The 19,959-nt window shown below is 59.8% G+C and carries 17 protein-coding genes; 8 read left to right on the forward strand and 9 right to left on the reverse strand.

Features of this window, described 5'->3' with window-relative positions; all coding sequences use genetic code 11:
- The first annotated feature begins 15 nt into the window (after nucleotides 1-15).
- Together SynTAK9802_RS10595 and SynTAK9802_RS10600 are read left to right on the forward strand one after the other, a co-directional pair.
- Nucleotides 16-1,431 carry a phosphatidylserine/phosphatidylglycerophosphate/cardiolipin synthase family protein gene (locus SynTAK9802_RS10595; RefSeq protein ID WP_186496107.1) on the forward strand — a complete coding sequence of 472 codons (1,416 nt, stop codon included), beginning with the start codon at nucleotides 16-18 and terminating at the stop codon, nucleotides 1,429-1,431.
- A 524-nt stretch (nucleotides 1,432-1,955) separates the two neighbouring features.
- Nucleotides 1,956-2,327: a hypothetical protein gene (locus SynTAK9802_RS10600; RefSeq protein WP_186496109.1), complete on the forward strand. Its 372-nt coding sequence runs from the start codon at nucleotides 1,956-1,958 to the stop codon at nucleotides 2,325-2,327.
- A 13-nt stretch (nucleotides 2,328-2,340) separates the two neighbouring features.
- On the opposite strand, the gene SynTAK9802_RS10605 is transcribed toward SynTAK9802_RS10600, so the two are convergent.
- Both SynTAK9802_RS10605 and SynTAK9802_RS10610 read right to left on the reverse strand, forming a co-directional pair.
- A complete protein-coding gene (locus SynTAK9802_RS10605) occupies nucleotides 2,341-2,580 on the reverse strand; it encodes a hypothetical protein (protein ID WP_186496112.1) in 240 nt (79 codons plus the stop codon).
- 17 nt (nucleotides 2,581-2,597) lie between these two features.
- Entirely contained in the window at nucleotides 2,598-2,894 is a 297-nt protein-coding gene (locus SynTAK9802_RS10610) for a hypothetical protein (RefSeq protein ID WP_255487755.1), read from the reverse strand.
- Nucleotides 2,895-3,058: 164 nt separating this feature from the next.
- Between SynTAK9802_RS10610 and SynTAK9802_RS10615 the strand changes: the two genes are divergently transcribed.
- Nucleotides 3,059-4,717 carry an alpha-D-glucose phosphate-specific phosphoglucomutase gene (locus SynTAK9802_RS10615; protein ID WP_186496115.1) on the forward strand — a complete coding sequence of 553 codons (1,659 nt, stop codon included), beginning with the start codon at nucleotides 3,059-3,061 and terminating at the stop codon, nucleotides 4,715-4,717.
- 72 nt (nucleotides 4,718-4,789) lie between these two features.
- On the opposite strand, the gene SynTAK9802_RS10620 is transcribed toward SynTAK9802_RS10615, so the two are convergent.
- From SynTAK9802_RS10620 to SynTAK9802_RS10630, 3 genes are read right to left on the reverse strand one after another with little or no spacing between them, the layout of a single operon-like run.
- Nucleotides 4,790-5,083 (reverse strand): hypothetical protein, encoded by a 294-nt coding sequence (locus SynTAK9802_RS10620; protein ID WP_186496118.1) that lies wholly within the window; start codon nucleotides 5,081-5,083, stop codon nucleotides 4,790-4,792.
- A complete protein-coding gene (locus SynTAK9802_RS10625) occupies nucleotides 5,083-8,514 on the reverse strand; it encodes an efflux RND transporter permease subunit (RefSeq protein WP_186496121.1) in 3,432 nt (1,143 codons plus the stop codon). The genes SynTAK9802_RS10620 and SynTAK9802_RS10625 overlap by 1 nt, the downstream gene beginning before the upstream one ends.
- A gap of 9 nt (nucleotides 8,515-8,523) precedes the next feature.
- Entirely contained in the window at nucleotides 8,524-9,600 is a 1,077-nt protein-coding gene (locus SynTAK9802_RS10630; RefSeq protein ID WP_186496124.1) for an efflux RND transporter periplasmic adaptor subunit, read from the reverse strand.
- Between the two features lie 158 nt (nucleotides 9,601-9,758).
- On the opposite strand from SynTAK9802_RS10630, the gene SynTAK9802_RS10635 reads away from it, so the two are divergent.
- The gene (locus SynTAK9802_RS10635; RefSeq protein ID WP_186496127.1) at nucleotides 9,759-11,924 is read left to right on the forward strand and encodes an AAA family ATPase; all 2,166 of its coding nucleotides are present in this window, start codon (nucleotides 9,759-9,761) and stop codon (nucleotides 11,922-11,924) included.
- A gap of 34 nt (nucleotides 11,925-11,958) precedes the next feature.
- On the opposite strand, the gene SynTAK9802_RS10640 is transcribed toward SynTAK9802_RS10635, so the two are convergent.
- The gene (locus tag SynTAK9802_RS10640) at nucleotides 11,959-12,546 is read right to left on the reverse strand and encodes an alpha/beta hydrolase (RefSeq protein ID WP_186496130.1); all 588 of its coding nucleotides are present in this window, start codon (nucleotides 12,544-12,546) and stop codon (nucleotides 11,959-11,961) included.
- 167 nt (nucleotides 12,547-12,713) lie between these two features.
- Nucleotides 12,714-13,211, reverse strand: a complete 498-nt coding sequence (locus tag SynTAK9802_RS10645) for a thymidylate synthase (RefSeq protein WP_186496134.1) — start codon at nucleotides 13,209-13,211, stop codon at nucleotides 12,714-12,716.
- A gap of 92 nt (nucleotides 13,212-13,303) precedes the next feature.
- Between SynTAK9802_RS10645 and bcp the strand changes: the two genes are divergently transcribed.
- Nucleotides 13,304-13,771, forward strand: coding sequence for a thioredoxin-dependent thiol peroxidase (gene bcp, locus SynTAK9802_RS10650; protein ID WP_186496137.1), 468 nt, complete (start codon nucleotides 13,304-13,306; stop codon nucleotides 13,769-13,771).
- Here the strand turns inward: bcp and SynTAK9802_RS10655 are convergent.
- A complete protein-coding gene (locus SynTAK9802_RS10655; RefSeq protein WP_186496140.1) occupies nucleotides 13,749-14,474 on the reverse strand; it encodes a type III pantothenate kinase in 726 nt (241 codons plus the stop codon). The two genes, bcp and SynTAK9802_RS10655, sit on opposite strands and share 23 nt — an antisense overlap.
- On the reverse strand, nucleotides 14,475-15,242 hold the full coding sequence (locus tag SynTAK9802_RS10660) for a phosphoadenylyl-sulfate reductase (protein WP_186496143.1): 768 nt from the start codon (nucleotides 15,240-15,242) through the stop codon (nucleotides 14,475-14,477).
- 67 nt (nucleotides 15,243-15,309) lie between these two features.
- Between SynTAK9802_RS10660 and SynTAK9802_RS10665 the strand changes: the two genes are divergently transcribed.
- The 3 genes from SynTAK9802_RS10665 to SynTAK9802_RS10675 are packed head-to-tail and all read left to right on the forward strand — an operon-like array spanning nucleotide 15,310 to nucleotide 19,933.
- Nucleotides 15,310-16,455, forward strand: a complete 1,146-nt coding sequence (locus SynTAK9802_RS10665; RefSeq protein WP_186496146.1) for an NAD(P)/FAD-dependent oxidoreductase — start codon at nucleotides 15,310-15,312, stop codon at nucleotides 16,453-16,455.
- Nucleotides 16,452-18,128: a GTPase HflX gene (gene hflX / locus SynTAK9802_RS10670; RefSeq protein ID WP_186496148.1), complete on the forward strand. Its 1,677-nt coding sequence runs from the start codon at nucleotides 16,452-16,454 to the stop codon at nucleotides 18,126-18,128. Before SynTAK9802_RS10665 ends, hflX begins: the two co-directional genes overlap by 4 nt.
- Entirely contained in the window at nucleotides 18,116-19,933 is a 1,818-nt protein-coding gene (locus SynTAK9802_RS10675) for an SLC13 family permease (protein ID WP_186496151.1), read from the forward strand. The genes hflX and SynTAK9802_RS10675 overlap by 13 nt, the downstream gene beginning before the upstream one ends.
- Nucleotides 19,934-19,959 lie beyond the last annotated feature (26 nt).

Here is a 19,959-nt window from a genome sequence, read left to right on the forward strand (position 1 = left end):
AAGGTCTTGGTCTCGATGTTGAAGAACACGCTGGGTTGGATGGCAGCGGCTCTTGTCTGCGGAGGTTGCAGCCAGCCGGGATCGATCGTGGGCATGGCTCCGGCAGAACTGCCGATGCCCAAGCAGATCGAAGTGGTCTTCAATCACAACGCCAGATCGCGCTACCGCTCACCCCTGACAGGGGAGTGGCGCAATGGTGACGACATGGAGGCATGGCTGATTGAAGCCATTGATGGTGCCACCGAGGAGGTGCTGGTGGCCGTTCAGGAGCTGAGCCTGCCAAAGGTTGCCCAGGCCCTGATCGCGGCAAAACACCGCGGTGTTCTTGTTCAGGTGATCCTCGAGAACAACTATCGGCAGGCCTGGAGTGAGCAACGACCCAGCCGGTTGAACCAACGGGAACGACAGCGCTGGCATCAGTTAAACCGCCTGGCCGACAGCGATCGGAACGGCACAACCACTGCCGACGAAGTCTTCCAAGGTGATGCCGTGGCGCTACTCCAAGCAGCGAACATTCCACTGATTGACGACACCGAAGACGGCAGCAGCGGCAGCGGCCTGATGCACCACAAGTTTCTGGTGATCGACCAAACAACAGTGATTACAGGCAGCGCCAATCTCACCAGTTCTGGCCTTCACGGTGATGCGGGCCGGCCGTCCAGTCGCGGCAATGTGAATCACCTGCTGCGGGTCAACAGCCCTGAGCTGGCCTTGCTGTTCCGTCAGGAATTCACCCAGATGTGGGGCGATGGCCCTAGCAGCAAGCAGGACAGTCGCTTTGGCCTGCAGAAGGCAAAAGGGAGCGTGCAAACCGTGAAGGTGGGCGACATCCGTATGGATGTGCTGTTTTCACCCCATCCCAGGAGGGACAGCAATCACGGGCTCAACTTGTTGGCAGAGCAGCTGAAACCCGCAAAAAAGAGCCTTGATATGGCCCTGTTTGTGTTTTCCGCGCAGCAACTCACCAACGTGCTGCGGGAGAAGATCGAACAAGGCGTGGAGATCCGGCTGGTCGCCGATCCTGGGTTTGCGAGCCGCCCCTTCTCTGAGGTGCTCGATCTCCTGGGGGTCAGCCTTCCTGATCACAACTGCAAGGTGGAGGCTGGCAATCAGCCGTTGGATCAAGCCCTCAAAGGCGTCGGCACTCCCCGCCTTGCCCGTGGCGACAAGCTGCACCACAAGTTCGCTGTGATCGATAACAAGACCGTGATCACGGGATCATTCAATTGGTCGCCTTCAGCAGCACACACCAACGATGAAACCCTACTGGTGATCCACTCACCGCAACTCGCCAAACACTTCACCCGCGAAATGGATCGCCTCTGGGAGAGCGCTGAACTGGGGATCACACCGCACATCCAACGCAAACTTGAGCGTCAAAAGATTCGATGCGGAGACGGAGCAATGAGACGGCAAGGAGAACTGACTTAGCCTTAAACTCAAGCAAGTCTTTGGCGATGATCAGCACGAACTAAAGGATCTATCTGAACTTGCGAGTGACTTTTATTCACTCTCCGAGTGCCGCGACCTTTGCTTTCACGTTCAGGAACATCAATTCACCACCGAGACCCTGGAAGAACTTTTAGAAGCCGAGAAGTTGATGTTTTGCGGATTCATGCTCCCGAAATCCATCAAGACGGCTTACCAGCACCACTTCCCCGAGGACACCGATGGCACCTCACTCAGTAACTGGGGAAAATTCGAGGAGGACAACCCATCAACATTTCAAAGCATGTATCAATTCTGGGCCTACAAACCGTTGTAGAAATATTCACCGAGGCAATCAACGACAAACGCCCCAATGCCATCAACAAACGGAAACGATTCATCTTGTTTCACCCGAAACAAGCAAGGCATACGGAAGCTTTCGTCATCCAGACGGTCCAATACTTCTCTGATTGATCTTTCAAACAATTAATTGGCTCAACTGCGCAAAAGAACGCCAGACTGGTTTCATGACATCCAAGATCACACGCGTCCTGCTTCTGCTCGCCTTCGCCAGTCCCGTGATCGCGGCTGAGCCCTACGAGCCATGGCCCAGCAAGGATCAACTCCGCAGCATTGAACAGGCCGCATATGCCTGCTCCCGCGACAACTCAACGCGAGCCTGCAGGCTGGTGCGTCAGCTCGCTGACCCTTTGATGGATCACTCCAGGTTGCCGGGGCTCTGCAAAGACGTGCTTTGGTCCCTGATGGATGAAGCCAAGGTTGCCAACAGCAACGACTTTCGTCGTAAGGACGCCATCACCAACACCGCTCGGCGAATCCCAAGGGTCTGCGCCGAGCCGGTGATGAAAAAGGGAAAGCCCAAATCACGTCAGGCCTGAGCCTGAATGGGCATCAATCAAAGTCGAAGCTGAACCGCTGGCCCTGCATCAGGGTGGCCACCTCTCCGCGTACGGCATCCAGGAGCGCCACGCTGACGTCGGGGTGCTTCTTGATTTCGTCCACAAACATCTGCACGTCGGCAGCGGTCAGTCCGTGGTTTGTGATCCTGGAATCCACCTTGCCGCGAAACGTCTCCAAGAGACTGAGCTGATCAGCGTCAAGTGGCTTGGAACCGGGATGGGTGACGTCCATCGAAGAAACAGAGGCAATCAGTGGGATGTCTCCGAATCGCCAAGCAGGTCGAGCAGGGTCTCGGAAGTGTCGAGCATGTCGCCCATGCTGAGTTCGCTTTCCTGACCAGCAATTTCGGAGGACAACTCACAAGCGGTGGAGAAGTGGCCCGAGACATCACAACTGTTGGACAATCTCAAGATGGCATTGGCAAACTTGCCGCGCAGGCAATCTTCCGAACCTGACTGATTGATTACAGCATTGGCAGCAGTCACAGCCTCCTGAGAGGCTTCCGGCAGGGGAAGGGCCCGTTTCCAGCTCTGCGATGCATCCACTGAAGAGGTCGTGCAGGCCATTCCAACGAACAACAGCAGCAGACAGCGATGCATGGTCGTCGGAATTGACGCGGGCCAACGGGTAGCGGCGTCAACTGGTCGCGACCGACGCCATGCAAATGGATTTCCATGTTTAGGTTCCGCATACAAACCCCTCCGTCGTGATGACCACCTCGGCCCCTGCGGAATCGACCCAACGCCAGGTGACCTTGGCCACCCCTTTCACCGACCAGAAGCCAGGGACCTCCGGCCTACGCAAGAGCAGTCGCCAATTCGAGGCGCCCCATTACCTGGAGAGCTTCATTGAGGCGTCGCTTCGCACGCTGCCGGGCGTACAGGGCGGCACCTTGGTGGTGGGGGGAGACGGCCGTTACGGCAACCGCCGTGCCATCGACGTGATCCTGCGGATGGGCGCGGCCCACGGCCTCAGCAAGGTGATCATCACCACCGGCGGAATCCTCTCCACTCCCGCCGCCTCCAATCTGATCCGGCAGCGTCAGGCCATTGGCGGCATCATCCTGTCCGCCAGCCACAACCCGGGTGGTGAGAACGGTGACTTCGGCGTCAAGGTCAACGGCGCCAACGGAGGTCCCACCCCAGCCTCCTTCACCGATGCGGTCTTCGAGTGCACCAAGACCCTGGAGCAATACACGATTGTTGAGGCTCCAGAAATCCCACTGGATGCCCCTGGTCTGCACAGCATCGGCGCGATGCAGGTGGAGTTGATCGACGGCGTCGACGATTTCGTTGCCTTGATGCAGGAGCTGTTCAACTTCGATCAGATCCGCGATCTGCTTCGCAGCGACTTCCCACTAGCCTTCGACGCCATGCATGCCGTCACCGGGCCCTACGCCGCCCGGTTGTTCGAGGGGCTGCTGGGTGCACCGGCGGGAAGCGTGCGCAACGGCACACCGCTGGAAGACTTCGGCAACGGTCATCCCGATCCCAACCTCACCTACGCCCACGACCTGGCTGAACTGCTGCTCGAGGGAGATGAATACCGCTTCGGCGCCGCCTGCGACGGCGATGGCGATCGCAACATGATTCTGGGCCAGCGCTGCTTTGTGAACCCCAGCGACAGCCTCGCGGTGCTCACTGCGAACGCCACGGTGGCTCCGGCCTACGCCGATGGCCTGGCCGGGGTGGCGCGTTCGATGCCCACCAGCGCTGCGGTGGATGTGGTGGCCAAAGAGCTGGGGATTGACTGCTTCGAAACCCCCACTGGCTGGAAATTCTTCGGCAACCTGCTGGATGCCGGCAAGATCACCCTCTGCGGTGAGGAAAGCTTCGGCACCGGCAGCAACCACGTGCGCGAGAAAGACGGCCTTTGGGCCGTGCTGTTCTGGCTGCAGATCCTGGCCGTGCGCCGGTGCAGCGTCGCCGAGATCATGGCCGAACACTGGAAGCGCTTCGGACGGCACTACTACTCGCGTCACGACTACGAGGCCGTCGCCAGCGACGCCGCCCATGGCCTTTACGACCGCCTCGAATCCATGCTGCCGAATCTGGTGGGCCAGGTCTTTGCTGGGCGCAAGATCAGCACAGCCGACAACTTCAGCTACACCGATCCGGTTGATGGTTCTGTGACAACGGGCCAGGGTCTGCGCATCCTTTTGGACGATGGCAGCCGTGTGGTGGTACGCCTCTCCGGCACAGGCACCAAAGGCGCCACGATTCGCGTCTATCTGGAGAGCTACGTGCCCAGCAGCGGCGACCTCAACCAGGATCCCCAGGTCGCCCTGGCGGACATGATCAGTGCGATCAACGACCTGGCGGAAATCAAGCAACGCACGGGCATGGATCAACCCACCGTGATCACCTGAACCCGGACCATCACTTCTGACATGCCAAAGCCACCCCGAGGGGTGGTTTTTTTGATGGCTCTTGTGGATCCCTCAGGGACGACGGCCGCGGTGGGACTTGCTGTGCCGATAGGCAGGATCGGTGGCCTCCTCCTGCAGCTGTCGCATCGTCTCAATCGCAAAGCCCCCAAGACCACCTGAGCTGATCACCATCAGATAAAAGAGGCGCAAACGGCCCAGCGCAATCTCGGCCGGGCTGTTGTCGATCAGCACCTTGAGGAAATAGGCCACCGCCAGACCAAGACCGGCACCAATGGCCACTGCAATCAACACACGCATGCCACTGAAGGGCTTGCGCTGATTCACCTCGGAGTTCAACTCAACCATCAGCTCGGTTGCGGGGTGGGGGTAGGACCGTCCTCAGGAGGCTTGGCATCGGCCTGGCCCAGCAACGTCTTCATCACCACGTAGAAGACAGGCACCACAAGGGTGGAGAGGAAGGTGGCCACCAACAGACCACCGAACACCACCAGGCCCAGGGACGACTGACTCTGAGCCCCAGCACCGCTGGCGAGCATCAAGGGCAAGAATCCCGTAAGGGAGGAGATCGCCGTCATCAGAATCGGCCGCAGACGCGACTTGGCGGAGAACTTGGCAGCCTCAAGCGCCGACTCGCCCTCACCCATCTTCTGGTTGGCCAGGTCGACGATCAGAATCGCGTTGCCGCCCGCCAGACCGATCAGCATCACCAGACCCACCTGGGCATATATGTTGAGCACCTGACCCGCAGACCCAAGAAAGACCAGGGCCCCCAGCAACGCCGTCGGTACGGTTAGCAATATGATGATGGGATCTGTATAGCTCTCGTACTGAGCCGAAAGCACCAGGAACACCGCAAGGATGCCCAGGGCGAAAATCACCACCGCAAGTGAACCTGCTTTGACCTCCTCGCGAGAAATGCCTGTCCAGTCGTAACCAAGTCCGGGGAAGCTCCCCTGGCTGAACACTTGCTTCATCGCTGAAATGGCCTGGCCGGAACTGCTGCCCTCCTTAGGAGTGCCCTCAATCTTGATCGAGCGGTAGAGGTTGAAGTGGGGAATGACGCTGGGGCCAACGGTTTGTTTGACCGTGAAGAACTCCGAGAGGGGAATCTGCTCGCCCTTGGCATTGGCGACGTAGATCGCAGAAAGTTTCTGCGGTGTGGCACGACTGACGTCGTCAGCCTGCACGTACACCCGACGCACCTTGCCTTCCTGGAAGGTGTCGTTCACGTAGGCCCCACCGAAGTTGATGCTGAAAACCGACATGGCCGAACCGAAGTCGACCCCAAGTGAAGCCATCTGCTCACGGTCTACATCGATCTTGTACTGCGGAGCCTGGGGAGAGAAAAGCGAATAAACGCGGCTCAAGATCGGGTTGGCATTTCCACCCTGCATGATTTGCCGCGCGGTACCAAAGAACTCGTTCAACGCGTACACACCACTGCTTTTATCCAGCAGCTGGAACTCAAAGCCACCACCGTTGCCATAGCCGGGGATCGACGGAGGCTCAACCACGAACACCCGAGCATCATCGATCAGGCCATACATCTTTGCGTTGAGTCTCTTCACGACGGCACCAACGGTGTGTTCTGGGCCGGGCCGCTCATCCCAGTGCTTCGTACCAAAAAAGAAAAAGCCTTTATTGGGTGCGTTTCCATCAAGGCTGGCGCCACTGAAAAGGGCTGCTGAGGAGATGTCCTCTTCCGAGCGCAATACAGCTGCTACCTGACGGCTAATCGCCTGGGTTTTCGCATTGGAAGCACCATCGGGCGCTTGGATGAAACCAATCGCATAGCCCTGATCTTCAATTGGAACAAAGCCTCCGGGAATTCGGGTGAAGGCAAAGCCCGTCAGCAAAATTCCCGCTGCCAAAGCCGCCATCACAATCGGACGGGCTTTCAGCACTGCATCCAGGATCAATGCATAACGCTGCTCGAAAGCGCTGTAAAAACGGTTGAAGTTGGCAAAGATCACTGGGATGAAATAGCCGACTCCAAGACCGATCGAGGTGAAAAGAAGAACCGGCAGCGGATTGGAGAAGAGGACACCAGTGATCACCAAACCCACAGCCGCTCCACCGACTGCAAAGGGAAGACGCAAGGGCATACCGATGATCTTGGAAGCGATGAAGCCGATCAGGCCACCAGACACCGTGGGGACGATGACGGCTGCGGAGCCATTGCCAGCACTCAGAAGGCCATATACGAAACCCAGCGCCACACCAGCCGTGGCGTACTGCTGACTGCTGAGTTCTTTTGTCTCCTTAGACAACAACAGCGCCGACAGCATCGGCGAGAACGTCAGTGCGTTGAAGGTGGAGATGCCGATCGAGAAAAGAATCGTGGCGGCGAACTGTTTGTAGATCGTGCCGGTGGCACCGGGGAAGAACAGAACGGGCAGGAACACGGCCATCTTCACCAGGGAGGTGGCGATCACAGCCCCGAACAGCTCATCCATGGTTTCCATGGCGGCCTGCACCGACGTCATCCCTTCCGCCTTTTTTGCGGAGGTGTCTTCCACCACGGTGATGGCGTCATCCACAACAAGCCCGGTGGCCAGCACAAGACCAAACAGGGTGAGCTGGTTGAGCGAAAACCCGAATGCGAGCACCAAAGCAAAAGTGCCGATGAGCGCCACGGGAATCGCGATAGCCGGCACGAGAGTGGCCTTCCAGTTCTGCAAGAAGAGGAACAGGATCAGCACCACCAAAATCACTGCGTCCCGCAGGGAGTTGGTCACACCCTTGATCGACTGGTTGATGAAGTCGGTGGTGTCATAGATCTTCTGCACCCCGAGACCAACCGGAAGGGTCTGTTCAAACTCAGCCAGTACATCCTTAACGCCATTGGATACGTCAATGGCATTGCTGCCAGAAAGCTGATAAATCGCGAGACCGACAGAAGAAGCACCTTGCAGATCGATGGCATCGATTCCATAGGTCTCACCACCCAGCTCAACGCGACCAACATCCTTGAGCCGCACCAAACCACCTGCTTCAGTACTGCGCAGGATGATGTTTTCGAATTCCTCGGTGCTGGTCAGACGTCCTTGAAGCTGCACCGTGAAGGTGTACTCCTGACCTTCCGGGGCGGGAGATCCGCCAATCTTTCCGGCAGGAACGAGGCGGTTCTGACTACGTAATTGGTTGACGACGTCGGTGGCCGTGAGGTTGTTGGCAGTCAGCTTCTCGGGATCAAGCCAGAGGCGGAAGGCGATTTTGCGGTTACCGAAATAGGTAATGTCGCCGACACCCTTCACCCGTTTAATGTTGTTGGTGAGGTTCTTATCGAGATACCCACTAATCGTCTCCACCGAATACTCAGTTTTGGAGGGGTCTTCGTTGACGAAGTTATAAACAAGCAGAATTGAGTTAGAAGCCTTGTTGACCGTCACACCCGACTTACGCACTTCCTCTGGAAGCTGCGGCTCCGCCAAGGAGACGCGGTTCTGAACGTTCACCTGGTTGATATTGCCGTCTGTACCGTTGTCGAACGACACCGAAATCGAACTCACACCATCCGATGAGCTGTTGGAGGTGATGAAGTCCATGTTCTCCACCCCATTGATCTGCTGCTCAAGCACGGAGGTAACCCCCTGCTCAACGGCAACCGCATCGGCACCTACATAGGTGGCCTGCACCTTCACCGTTGGAGGAGCAATGTCGGGAAGGTTTTCAATCGGAAGGATCGGAATCGCGATCAAGCCAACAATCACGATCAAGAGACTGCAAACCGTGCTGAGAACCGGTTTGGTGATGAAGTTATTGGAAGCAGACATCGATCAACCTCAGTTCGCCTTGGCGGGTTGCAACTGCACAGGCATCCCGTGTCTGAGGTTCAGCAAGTTGGTGGTAGCCACCTTCTGATTCAGTTTCAGGCCCTTAGTGATTGGATACAGATTGTTCTCCAGTTCGCCCACCATGACGGGCGTCTGTAAAGCGAACTGCGCGTTCGCGGGAAGCTTTCCGGCCTTAATTCCCAGCTCCAGCCTTTTTAAATCCGCCTTGCCAGGATTCTCCCTCAGCTCATCGAAACTTCCGAGCCGGAAGACAAAGCTCTGACCCGAGGTCTGGGTGACAGCGGCAAAGGGAACAGCCAACTGTTCCTCAGCCTTGATCTGCACACGCGTATGCAGCCGCAAACCATCCCGCAGTGTTCCGTCGCTATTGGGGAACACCGCCGTCACCAACAGTCCTTGGGTTTTGGGGTTGATGCGTGGATCAATTGATTCAACTTCTCCTGTGGCAATTATTTCTTCACTGCCAGGAGCCATCAGCACAACAGGCTGGCCCTCCTGCAGCCGGGCCGTAAAAATCGCAGGCACTTCCACCTTTGCTTCCAGTTCATTGTTCTGAACCAAGCTGGTGAACACCTGGCCCTGCTGGATCACATCACCAACTTTCACCTTCACATCAGCCACAGTGCCGGCAGAGGGAGAGCGCAGATTGGTGTAATCGAGCTTGGCCTTTGCTTCGATGTACTGAGTCCGGTAGCGATCCAAATCCTTCTGCGACGTTGCTCCCACTTCAGCCAGGTAGGCGTAACGCTCGTAATTGGCTTTAGCCGTGTCGGCGTTGGCCTTTTCCTCGTCTTGATCAAGGACCAGCAAAAGCTGACCGGCCTCCACCTCATCACCTTGGCGAATCTTCAGCTGCTCAATTCGTCCACCCGATTGAGCGGCCAACTCCACAAGGTTGCTGGCCTCGAGCGTGCTGACGGTGTCGATCCCCTCGGTGAATTCCACCAGCCGAGCAGCAGCAGCCTGAACCTTCGGCGGCGGTGGCAGCTTCGGTGTTTCGCTTCTACAGGAACTAAGCGCGATTAGAGCCGCGACGGTAAGCAGGAGGCGCTTCAGATCAGGCATGGCGAAAGGACTATCGAGCGAATTATGCAGTGTTCATAAAGACCAGGCCGCGAAGGTTTGCAAGCCTGGAAAGAGACAGACCCAATAAGCATCCGATTTGGACCAGCTCAAGCACTGATTGAGAACTTCAGGGACACTGAGGTGTCGCCGATGGTGTGTTGGCTCAAGACCTCTTCTCTTTTCAAGGTGAGCAACATCGGCGGCGGCTGGCCCCACTGGCCGATCGCATGCGTCCGCGCACACTGGAGGAATTTGAAGGCCAAAGCGGAATCTTGGCCGACGGACGGCTCCTCCGCCGCGCTATCAAGGCCGATCGGGTCGGCAACCTGATCCTGCATGGCCCGCCCGGGGTCGGCAAAACCACCCTGGCGCGGATCATTGCCAACCACACCCGCGCTCACTTCAGCAGCCTGAACGCCGTGCTGGCCGGCGTCAAAGATCTCCGGATCGAGGTGGATGCTGCACGCCAACGCCTTGAACGGCATGGCTTGCGCACAATCCTGTTCATCGACGAAGTGCACCGCTTCAACAGCGCTCAGCAGGATGCGCTGTTGCCATGGGTGGAGAACGGCACCGTCACCCTGATCGGCGCCACCACAGAAAACCCCTATTTCGAAGTCAACAAGGCGCTGGTCAGCCGCTCGCGGCTGTTTCGTTTACTTCATCTGGAACCAGAGGATTTGCAGCGGCTGTTGCAACGCGCCCTTGCAGACGACGAGCGGGGCTACGGCAACCGCGCCATCGCCATCAGCAGCGATGCCTCCAACCATCTCGTTGATGTGGCAGGCGGAGACGCCCGCAGCCTGCTCAACGCCCTTGAACTGGCGGTGGAGAGTTCCGAGCCGGATGGCGACGGTGTGATTCAGATCAACCTGGCCATCGCCGAGGAATCCATCCAGCAGCGTGCCGTGCTCTACGACAAGCACGGCGATGCCCACTACGACACCATCAGCGCCTTCATCAAATCGCTGCGGGGCTCCGATGCCGATGCAGCGCTGTTCTGGCTGGCACGCATGGTAGAAGCCGGTGAAAACCCCCGCTTCATTTTTCGGCGGATGCTGATTGCAGCGGGGGAAGACATCGGCCTGGCCGACCCGCAGGCCATGGTTGTGGTGGAGGCCTGTGCCGCGGCCTTCGAACGGGTGGGACTGCCCGAAGGCCTGTATCCCTTGGCCCAGGCTGCGTTGTACCTGGCGGGCACCGAAAAGAGCAACAGCGTTCTGGGCTTCTTTGATGCCCTCAAAACCGTGCGTGACGCGCAAAAACAGGACGTGCCCGGACATTTGCGCGATGCCAATCGGGATGGAGCCGCCTTCGGCGATGGTATTGGCTACCGCTACCCCCATGCCTACGCCGAACACTGGGTGGAGCAGCAATACCTCCCCACAGCCCTGCAAGGCGAGGTGTTCTGGCAGCCCGGACAACTCGGTTGGGAGGGGGAACGGCGCGAACGGATGGCCGAACGCCGAGCCGCCCAACTCGCCGCAGCCGCAGAACTGGCGGCCGACCAGCCCTTGCTGCTGAGCAGTGGGCCCGACCGTCCGGGCGTGGACCGCTGGGTGCAGCGTCAACTCGGGCAGGAGGGAGAGCGACTGCAGCGCCTGCGCGAGCGGCTTTGGCGGGACATCCCCTGGACCCGTCGAGATCGGGTGCTGTTGTTGGGGATGCGCTCGCTGATCTGGGCCCTCGATCCATTGAGGGCCGCCCCGGAAGGTGGCGTCACAGTGCTTTGCGACAACGAAGCAGACCGGAGCCGGCTGGCAGCACAGATGGATCTGCTCGAGCCGGAGCATCGGCCAGAGCTGCTGACGGGCAACCTCGACGCTCTGCCCGCACTCCAGGCCTTCGATTGGATCGCAGGACGCCTGGCCGCTGTCGACCTGCAAGGGCAGAACTGGACAGCACTGCTGGAGGCCATCAACCAACATGCCGAGCCGACAACAGGCTTACGGCTGCTGATCAGCCGCGCCGAACTGGGGCCCGCTGGTGCATTGCTCCAAGACGGCGATCCAAAAGAGCTGTTCAGCGATCTTGTGGCTCAGGAACAGCAGTGGCTTGAGCAGCAGCAGCGGCCGGACGAGTCCTTGAAGAACGCCGGCTGGCAGCTCCGTTGTGAGGAGTGGCTGGAACATCTCACGCTTCCAGGGGGCACGGAACTTGCTGAGCGATGGCTGACCGAAGGGTCGCCCTACCGGCAGGCCATGGGGGAGATCAGCAAGGACGTGATGAAGGAATTGCGCCGGTCACTGAACAGCCTTGGAGAGGGTGGTTTACGACTGCCAATGCGCCATCAATTGATCACTGGCGAGCGAAGCGTGCCATAAAAAACCCGGCCGAAGCAGAGCTGAAATCAAGGGATCAGCGCTCGGAGTTGGCTTTGATGCAAGCCGGCAGGAATACGTACCAGGACAGCAACGAGGTTGCTTGGTCTCCACTCACTTTGTCAGGCGCACAAACGTTCTGCCTGCCGTCAGTCGGTCCGTTGTCGGATAAACGAAAGGAAACGGGCAGCTGTTTCATGATTCCGATAGAGCTAATGAGACCATCCGTGGCATCCGCGATGATGGCGGCCCGCAGAGCCATCGCCGCCGTCGTCTTTTGGCGCCAATAAGGGACATAAGACTTTGTCTGATCCTGCAAAAAGGCTTCACCAGCGTCGGAATCAAGGAACTGGGACACACCGACGAGGTCAACTGCGTAGACCTTTTTCAAACCAAAACGAAGCTCTTCGGTGGTCCAGCCGGACATCCAAATGGCGTCCTGAAGAGCACGGTCTGTGACCACGCCATCAACAAGAAAAGATTCGAGCTCGCTGAATGTAGTGGTGTTAACTGAACCCCCCGTGTTCCAGCGCACCGGTGGCTGGGTGTTGGCTTTTGAAAAAGGGTCAGCAATGACCGCAAGGGAAACACCAAGGAGCAGGGCAGCCGCTACACGGTTGATCAAAAGCTTCGGGGCAGCAATTCAGTGAAAATAGCCCCTGAAGAAAAACAGCTCACAAGGGCCTTGCACGAGTTGAATCACGGACTCTCCCCTCACTTACATCAAAAGAATTCTATTTGGAGAATATTTTGACTGAATGGGTCTTTGTCGACAAATAAAGAAACAGCCAATCAATCCAACTGAATCCTCTGCCAGCCCGCTGGACAATGCCCCGCCGCGGCCTGACCTGCTGCTTTCCGATCACCACGGCATTGGTGCATCCGCAGCCGACCACGGGAGCGCTCCACCTCCGCCAGATAGGCCTCCGTGCCGTGATGGGGCTCAAGCCACAACCAGGTCCGAACAGCATCGCGATTCACCATTGTCTGGAACTGCGACCCGGAAGACAGTCCCAAATCCTGAAGCGAGCCTGCGAATTCACCCCAGTAATGGCGCGTCAACTGCGCAAGGGCGAACTCTTTCAGCAGGGTTTCGGCCTCGCTGCGTCGATGCAGGGTGACCTCGCGCTGCATCAGCCGCCGGCTGAGATTCGCCTGCGATGACTGAGGAACAGCGTGATCCAACGAGAAACCATCTCGCGGAGCAACAAGTGCGCTCAAGCCCATGGCCAAAAGGCCGAGAGCCGCCAGGGAGCGTGCGATTTGCTCGACCCGGATCCGCGACGCCATGCCCCAACAGCTTCAGGTTGGTTGCAACGCAAGCAGCACAGACAGTCTTGTCCTGAGGGCCGTACGCTGCCGCCACTGACCAAGCCCTTTCCGTGAGTCTGCAAATCGGCGACGCCGCCCCCGACTTCACCCTTCCCGATCAAAACGGTGATCCCATCAGCCTCGCTTCACTGCGCGGAAAGAAGGTTGTTCTGTACTTCTATCCCAAGGACGACACCCCGGGCTGCACCAAAGAAGCCTGCAACTTCCGCGATCGCTGGGAGCAACTGAAAGCCAACAACATCACCGTTCTGGGTGTCAGCAAGGACGGAGCCACCTCCCACAACAAATTCATCAACAAGCACGAACTTCCCTTCACTCTGCTCACCGATGAGGAGCCCTGTGCCGTGGCCAGCCTCTATGAGAGCTATGGGCTGAAGAAGTTCATGGGGCGCGAATACATGGGCATGATGCGCCACACCTTCCTGATCGATGAAGAAGGAAAACTCGAGCGGATTTATCTCAAGGTGAAAGCGGCCACCATGGCCGACACGCTGATCAGCGATCTCGGGCTGAGCTGAGCCCAGCCCCCAGGCTCAGCAGTGCTTGCAACTGAAGATCACCCTCCAGCTGCAACAACTCCGTTGCACCGGACCAATGACGCTTCAACAGGGCAGCGTCCCCACCGCAGATCCACAACAAGCCTTGGGAATGCTGCTGAGCCGCCGCAATGGAGGCCAACATCGCCTCCAGAACACCGCGCTGCATGGCAGCAACTGTTTGCTGTGGGAAGACCTCTTGCAGAGCGTCGTTGTCGAGATCCTCAGGGGTTGATGGCAAGCCGAGGGTTCCATCGGCCATGGCCTGGAGCTGGAGCCGATAGCCCGGGATCAGCTGTCCGCCTCCAAAACAACCGTCGGCCGTCACCCGGGTGAGGCTCAACACGGTGCCGGCATCCACCAGAAGCAACCCCCTGGAACAGTCGAGCTGTTGCTCCTGACTGCAACGCCAGGCCATCCAAGCCCCGAGAGCGCGATCCACCCCCAACCAAGGAGGAGCCTTGGGCAAGGGCACATCCTCCAAACCAATGCGCAGATCCTGGTGGGCCATGAGCGGCTCGGGCACAGGTCCCACCGCGGCCCAAACCGGAGGGTTGGTCCCGATGCGACCAGGCTCAGGAGGACCGTGGTCAATGCGGACAGTGTTGCCTTGCCGTTGGGCCCAATGCCAACGGCTGTTACCAATCAGCAGGGCGCGGCCAACGTCCCGTACAGACTCCGTCACTCAGATGCCTTCACCCATCAGCCCTTCATTCACCTCCTGGGGCAGATGAATTCCACACTCCTGCTTCAATCCACCGAAGCGGGTGTCACGGCCACTCTGATCGCCGACATCAGGACCACTGGAATGCCAGTCGCCGACCGTGGAATAACCCTGTTCAAACAATGGGTGCTGGGGAAGACCGTTGTCCTGCATGTAGTAGTACACATCGCGCTTGGTCCACTCGAGCAGTGGGCGCAATGACCAACGCTCCCGAATCGGATCCAAAGCGGTCATTGAGCGGCGGTGATCGGTCTGGCCACGCCGCACGCCACTGGCCCAGCAGCGTGTGTTCAGGTCGTTAAGCGCTCGCTCCAGAGGTTCAACCTTGCGGATCCGGTGATAGGTCTCCAGGTCTTCCACGCGACCGGACTCCCAAAGCCGCCCGTGCAGGGCCTCCATCCGAGCCGGGGACATCTCGCTCTGACACACCACCAGACGAATCCTGAGCTGCTGGGTGAGTTGAGATGCATACGTGTAGGTCTCTGGAGGCAGATAACCGGTATCGATCCAGATCACCGGCACAGCATCGCCCCCGGGGAGGGTGCTCAGCATGTGCAGCAGCACAGCCGATTGGATCCCGAAACTCGTGGTGAGAGCAAAAGTCTCACCGAACTGCTCCAACCCCCAGGCCAGACGCTGCTGCGGCTCCATCGACTCCAGCAGCTTGCGCCCTTCGAGCAACTCGTTTTGCACCGCCATGGGCACCATGGCCTCAGGAGCCTCCGTCATCACGCCATCTTCCCTTGTCGCGGGACCGGGTGTGGTTCCTATCGTTTGAGAACCGGCAGATCCCTTCATGCGTTCACCCTCGTCCACGTCGGATGCCGTGGTGATCGTTGGCGGTGGATTCGGCGGTTTGTTCACAGCACTTGCTCTTCAGCGACGGCAGCCCAACTGCCCCATCGTTCTGATCGAGCCGCGGGATCGCTTCCTGTTTCAACCGCTGCTGTACGAACTGCTCAGCGATGAACTTCAAGGATGGGAGGTGGCCCCCCGCTACAACCAACTGCTGAACAACGGCATCTGCTGGATTCAAGACAGCGTTGTTGGCATCGATCAAACCAGCCAAAGTATCGAAGTGGCCTCCGGAGACCGCTTGAGCTGGTCACAACTGGTGCTGGCGACGGGATCGAAAGCCAATGATTTCGGCATTACAGGCGTCAAAGAACACAGTTCCGGCTTCCGTGACCTCAGCGATGTAAGCCGCCTCAAGCAATGGCTCAACAACCTGCACCAGCAACGGGATGAAGAGGCCGGACTGATCATTGTCGGCGCGGGACCCACCGGCGTGGAACTGGCCTGCAAGCTGGCGGACCTGATCGATGGTGCTGTCAGCGTTCGGCTGGTGGAGATGGGCGATGAAATCCTTCCCGGCAGCACAGCGTTCAATCGCGAGCGGGCCCAGGCCGCGCTGGAACGCAAAGGGGTGGTGGTCCAGCTCAACACCAGCGTGAGCGAAGTGAAATCCAGCACTGCTGTTCTTGCCGATGGTGCTGTTCTGCGTCACTCAGGCCTGATCTGGACCGCAGGAAGCAGCCCCTCCATCCCCGCCATCTCACCTGCACCTGTGCTGGAACGGGGGCGCCTGGCCGTCGACGATGACCTGCGCCTTATCGGCAGCGCCAACACATTCGCCCTCGGGGATCTCTCAGCCCGGCCTGGCAGCCCATGGCCCGCCAGCGCCCAGGTGGCGATGCAACAGGGCGATGCCACTGCCGAAGCCATCGCGCAGCTGCGGATGGAGGAGGAGCCACAACCCTTCCAGTTCGAGGACCGCGGCGAAATGCTCAGCCTCGGTGTCGGTGAGGCCACCCTCACCGGCATGGGGCTCACCCTGGCCGGCCCCCTGGCCTTCCAGTTACGACGGGCCACCTATCTCACGCGGCTGCCAGGACTCTCACTGGGTCTGCGCTCGGCAGGCGCCTGGTTGTTGAACCGTTGAAGCAATCCCACCTCGGCGGGCGTTGCCGTGGTCTGCGCCCCAGCCAGCAACGCCAGCTGGAGCGGTTGAGCCATCGCCGTCATCCTGAAGACTGCGGCGCCGATCTGCTGAGCCTCGAACGCTTGGCCGACCTGGTGCTGGATCTGGAGATGGCATTGCATCTGGTGCTGGACGGCCGTGGCCTCTGCCGCCTGCTCTGGCTGGGGCCTCTCACCGGCAGCGATTCGCTGTTGCAGCACCTACCGGCGACGCCGCGACGGAGCAGCGGGGGATGGCGACTGATCAGCTGCCCTTTTGCCCGCAAAGGGCTGCACTCAGATCCCCGCGACGCCGTGGTCGCCCTCGACATCGCCCCTCGGCACTGGCTGCGCTTTGCACCATGCCCGGCGGCCGATGGAGCTCGCCCGGCCGAACTCTTGATTCCAGACCCGTCTCAAGCCGATGGCTGGAGACCGTTTGAACAAGGCGACCTGAGGGATCTTTGCGTCCTCACACCGGACGAACCCCATCAGCAAAGCATCAACGCCGCGGCCGGAAACGAGCGAGTGCTTCTGCTCACGCTCACCAGTGGCGATGAACAGCGCGACCAGCGGGATCTGGCTGAGCTGGAAGGCTTGGTGCGCAGTGCCGGTGCCGAGCCAGTGGCCCGGACCAGCCAGCGCCAGGGCCAAACCAATCCCCAGACGCTCTGGGGCTCCGGAAAACTTCAGGAAGCCGCCCTCGAGATCCGCCGCTGCCAGGCCTCCCTGGTGATCACTGACCGAGAGCTCACCCCCGTGCAGGCCCGCAATCTGGAACGGCTGCTCAGCTGCCCGGTCTCCGACCGCAGCGAATTGATCCTCGACATCTTTGCCCAGCGGGCCGGCAGCGCGGCAGGGCGGCTTCAGGTGGAACTGGCTCAGCTGCGCTACCGGTTGCCGCGCCTGTTGGGACGGGGCAGCAGCCTGTCGCGTCAGGGCGGCGGCATCGGCACGCGCGGCCCAGGCGAAACACAGCTGGAAAAGGACCGTCGGGCCATCAGCCGACGCATCGAACGGCTGCTTCGGGATCAACGCCAACTTCAATCCCACCGCAGCCGCTTACGGGATCAGCGGCGTGATCTGCCGCGGGTGGCGCTTGTGGGCTACACCAATGCGGGCAAATCCAGCCTGCTCAATGCCTTGTGCGGCAAACGGGCCAGTGATCGCGTTCTGGCGGAAAACAAATTGTTCGCGACCCTTGACCCCACCACCCGCAAACTCGACCTTCCCTGCCCTGGGGCACGCCCCGAACGGTTACTGCTCACCGACACGGTGGGCTTCATCCGCGATCTCCCCGCCCCACTAGTAGAGGCCTTCCGCGCCACGCTGGAGGAGGCGCTGGATGCCGATGTGCTCCTGCTGGTGGTCGACCTTGCTGACCCCGACTGGCAGGGCCACCTGGACACGGTGCATCGGCTGCTCGATGACCTTGGCAGCACCGCCCTGCGACGGGTGATCGCCAATCAGATCGACCGCTGTGAAGCGACTGAGATCGAGATGATTCATCAGCGGGAACCCGACGCCCTGTTCCTGTCGGCGGTGCGGGGTGATGGGCTGCAGGGCCTGAAACAGTGGCTACGGGAGCAATTTTTTGATCCCGGGGCAGAATCGCCACAATTGATGACTGGCGACTCGCCGCCATGGCCGAGCTGAGCAGCGCTCTTCAAAACCCTCAGGCCTTGATCACCCTGGGCGTGTTGGCTCTGGCAGTGGTGCTGTTCATCACCGGGTTGATTGCACCGGAGCTCACCGGCTTGCTGAGTTTGAGCCTGCTGATCACTACCGGGGTGCTCAATCCCCAGGAGGCTCTGGCGGGGTTCGGCAGTCCTGCACTGATCACCCTGTTGGGCCTGTTCCCGGTCTCCGCGGCACTGTTCAAGAGCGGTGCCCTGGATCGACTCAGAGATCTGATCGCCTCGGAGCGGATCCGGTCTTCGCGGCGTCTGATCGCACTAATGGCCTTCGTGATCGCCCCGGTGTCAGGGATTGTTCCCAACACCCCCGTGGTGGCCTCGCTTCTGCCCGTGGTGGAGGGCTGGTGCCAACGGCGCGGCATTTCGCCATCCCGGGTGCTCTTGCCCTTGTCGTTTTCCACCGTGCTCGGGGGCACCCTCACCTTGCTGGGCAGCTCGGTGAACCTGTTGGTGAGCGACATCAGCGAGCAACTGGGCTACGGCTCCCTCGATCTGTTCAGCTTCACGCTGATCAGCCTGCCGGTCTGGCTGGCCGGGGCCATTTACCTGGTGATGGCTCCGAGAGTGCTGCTACCGGAGCGTGGTGCCACGACCGATGACCTGGGCAACACCGGCAAAACAAGCAGCTACTGCACAGAAGTGCGCATCCCCCCCGACTCGGAGCTGGTGGGTCGCTCACTGCTGAACAGTCGGCTGCAGCGCCGTTTCGATGTGGATGTGTTGGAACTGCAACGCGGTGGGGAGAGGTTGCTGCCCCCCCTGGCAGACCGACGGCTGGAGGCCGGCGATCGCCTGCTGCTGCGGATCACCCGCCCGGATCTGCTGCGTCTACAGCAGGATCACACCGTTCAGCTCACAACCCAGGGGCAGAACTCCGGGTTCAGCTTCAACAACGAAGAGTCAAGCGGTCAGAAAACCGTGGAGGTGTTGCTACCGGCTGGTTCCACCCTGGCAGGCGCCAGCCTGCGGGAATTGCGGTTCCGTCAACGCCATAACGCCACGGTGCTCGCCCTTCGCCGCGGCCAGGAGACCGTTCAGGAACGTCTCGGCCAGGTGATCCTGCGGGAGGGCGACGTGCTTCTGCTGCAGGCACCGATCGACTCCATCCGCGGCCTGCAGGCCAGCAACGACCTGTTGGTGCTGGATCGACTGGAGGATGACCTGCCCACCGTGCGGCGCAAGCCCGTGGCCGTCAGCATTGCCCTGGCGATGCTGCTGCTGCCGACGCTCACCCCCATCCCTCTGGTGGCGGCTGTGCTGTTGGCCATGGTGAGCGTGGTGGCCACTGGCTGCCTTCGCCTCGGCGAACTGCAGCGCTCGATCCGGCTGGACGTGATCCTGTTGCTGGGATCCCTCACCAGTTTCAGCGTTGCCATGCAGAGCACAGGCCTCGCCGATGCCCTTGCCCTGGTGCTCCAGCAGGGGCTGGCGGGCTGGCCGAGCTATGCCGCTTTGATGGTGGTCTTCATCGGCACCACGCTGCTCACCCAGGTGATGAGCAATGCGGCCTCAGTGGCCCTGCTGGCACCTGTCGCCGTGCAACTGGCCCCATCCCTGCAGCTGTCTCCCACCGCCTTGCTGATCACAGTGCTGTTCGGCGCCAGTCAGTCCTTTCTCACCCCCGTCGGATACCAGACCAATTTGATGGTGTTCGGTCCAGGCCGTTATCGCTTTCTCGACGTCACTCGCTACGGAATTGGCCTGACACTGATCATGACCATCATCGTGCCGGCCTTGATCCTCTGGCATTACGGCGGATCCTGAACAACACTGGTCAGATCTCGCGCGCT

The organism is Synechococcus sp. TAK9802 (genome assembly GCF_014279535.1).
Taxonomy (GTDB): domain Bacteria; phylum Cyanobacteriota; class Cyanobacteriia; order PCC-6307; family Cyanobiaceae; genus Parasynechococcus.